This is a genomic window from Streptomyces sparsus, assembly GCF_054776295.1.
In genome coordinates this window covers 1-2517 of record NZ_BAAHCA010000725.1, presented here as the reverse complement: position 1 = coordinate 2517, position 2517 = coordinate 1, and the positions used below count along the sequence as shown (strand labels likewise).

Annotated in this window: 2 protein-coding genes; both read left to right on the top strand. The window is 73.0% G+C overall.

Annotated features, from left to right (window positions below; all coding sequences use genetic code 11):
- Window positions 1-991: Gfo/Idh/MocA family protein (locus tag ACYVE9_RS22660; RefSeq protein WP_461029739.1), on the top strand; the 991-nt coding region annotated here is incomplete at its 5' end.
- A gap of 36 nt (window positions 992-1027) precedes the next feature.
- Window positions 1028-2035 carry a sugar phosphate isomerase/epimerase family protein gene (locus ACYVE9_RS22655; protein ID WP_461029738.1) on the top strand — a complete coding sequence of 336 codons (1008 nt, stop codon included), beginning with the start codon at window positions 1028-1030 and terminating at the stop codon, window positions 2033-2035.
- Window positions 2036-2517 lie beyond the last annotated feature (482 nt).

Here is a 2517-nt window from a genome sequence, read left to right as displayed (position 1 = left end):
CGCCGACCGCCTCGGCTGGGCCGCGGCCGAGACCGACTGGCGCGACCTCGTCGCCCGGGACGACGTGCAGGTGGTGGACATCTGCACACCGGGCGACAGCCACGCGGAGATCGCGCTCGCCGCGCTCGCCGCGGGCAAGCACGTGCTCTGCGAGAAGCCGCTCGCCAACTCCGTCGAGGAGGCGGAGGCCATGGCGGAGGCGGCTTCGGCCGCCTCCGCGCGCGGCCAGCTCGCCATGGTGGGCTTCAACTACCGGCGGACGCCGGCCCTCGCCCTGGCCCGGCGCATGGTCGCCGAGGGCCGGATAGGCGCCCTGCGGCACGTCCGGGCCAGCTACCTCCAGGACTGGACGGTCGACCCGCTCTTCCCGCTGACCTGGCGCATGCGACGCGAACACGCGGGCTCGGGCGCGCTGGGGGACCTGGGCGCGCACATCGTCGATCTCGCGCAGCACCTGGCGGGGGAGCTGCTGACGGGCGTCTCCGGACAGCTGGAGACGTTCGTGCGGCAGCGCCCGCTGCCGGGCGACTCCGAGCGGTCCGGTGAGGTGACCGTGGACGACGCGGCGCTCTTCCACGGCCGGTTCGGCTCCGGGGCGCTGGCGTCGTTCGAGGTGAGCCGGGTCGCGGCCGGCCGGAAGAACGCCCTGCGGATGGAACTCAACGGCGAGCACGGCTCGTTGTCGTTCGACCTGGAGCGGCTCAACGAGCTGGAGTACCACGACCACACCCTGCCCGCCGAGCACGCAGGCTTCCGCCGCATCCTCGTCACCGAGCAGAGCCATCCCTATCTGGAGGCATGGTGGCCGCCCGGTCACGGGCTCGGGTACGAGCACACCTTCGTGCACCAGGCCAGGGACCTCGTGCACGCCGTCGCCGGCGCCACCGAGCCCCGGCCCTCCTTCGCCGACGGCCTCCAGGTGCAGCGGGTGCTGGCGGCGGTGGAGGAGAGCGCGGCGAAGAACTCCGTCCTCACGCCCGTGTCCGCCTAGCCGACCCGCGTCGGCACGCACCCGAAGGAGCCAGTCATGCCGAGGTCATTCACGCTCTTCACCGGCCAGTGGGCGGACCTGCCGCTGGAGGAGGTCTGCCGGATCGCCCGGGACGCCGGCTATGACGGCCTCGAACTGGCCTGTTGGGGAGACCACTTCGAGGTCGAGCGGGCTCTGACCGAGCCCGGGTACCTGGACGGGCGGCGCCGACTGCTCGACAGGTACGGCCTGTCCTGCTGGGCGATCTCCAACCACCTGGTGGGCCAGGCCGTCTGCGACGCCATCATCGACGAGCGGCACCGGGCCATCCTGCCGTCCAGGATCTGGGACGACGGCGACCCCGAGGGCGTGCGGCGGCGTGCGGCCGCGGAGATGGCCGACACCGCACGGGCGGCGGCGGCGTTCGGCGTCGACACGGTCGTCGGCTTCACCGGATCGGCCATCTGGCACCTGGTGGCGATGTTCCCGCCGGTGCCCGAAGCCATGGTCGAACGCGGCTACACCGACTTCGCCGAACGGTGGAACCCGGTGCTCGACGTGTTCGACGCGGAGGGCGTGAAGTTCGCCCACGAGGTGCATCCGGGGGAGATCGCCTACGACTACTGGACGACCCGGCGGGCCCTGGAGGCGGTCGACCACCGGCCGGCCTTCGGCCTCAACTTCGACCCCAGCCACTTCGTGTGGCAGGACCTGGACCCGGCCGGGTTCCTGTACGACTTCCGCGACCGCATCTACCACGTCGACTGCAAGGAGGCACGCAAACGGCTGGACGGCCGCAACGGCAGGCTCGGCTCCCATCTGCCGTGGGGCGACCCGCGCCGCGGCTGGGACTTCGTCTCGGCCGGACACGGTGACGTGGCGTGGGAGGACGTCTTCCGCATGCTCGGCGCCATCGGGTACCGCGGCCCGATCTCGGTGGAGTGGGAGGACGCCGGCATGGACCGGCTGACCGGCGCGCCCGAGGCCCTGGCCCGGCTCAAGGCGTTCGACTACGAACCGCCCACGGCCTCCTTCGACGCGGCCTTCGGCAGCGGCCAGGACTGAGCGGCCCGCAGGCCGTGCCCAGCCTCGCGACCAGGGCCGGGGCGTCGCGGACGGCGCTCCCCGCGCCGATCACGCCCGGTGGGCCGCAACTGCCCACCGGGCGGATCCGGCCTGCCCGGTGGGCTTTGTCCGCGCAGAGGATGAAGCACCCGCGGACCTTGTCAAAGGTCTTTCCGGAGCGGACGAAGCCGGTTACGGTCCTGAGAGGACCCGAACCCCTTTTCCCAGCGCACCACTTGACCCACCGCCCGGAGCCGGCCCCCGTTGCCTGACCCGGCTTCCGACCTACGACGGCGCGACGGCGCGCGCCTGTGTGACCCGCAACCTCACCGGAGGACACGCGTGCACAGGACCACACCCCCCACCCGCACCACGCTCGCGTCCTCCGCGGGCGCCCTGCCGCCCGGCGCACTCGGCGCCGTCGCACCCACCACCGCAGCCGCGCACGCGTCGGCCGCCGATTCCCCACAGGCCCGCCCCGC

What these genes read in the sequence shown, in the direction of transcription:
- ACYVE9_RS22655 (WP_461029738.1), top strand. Translation starts at nt 1,028, where the DNA reads ATGCCGAGGTCATTCACGCTCTTCACCGGCCAGTGGGCGGACCTGCCG.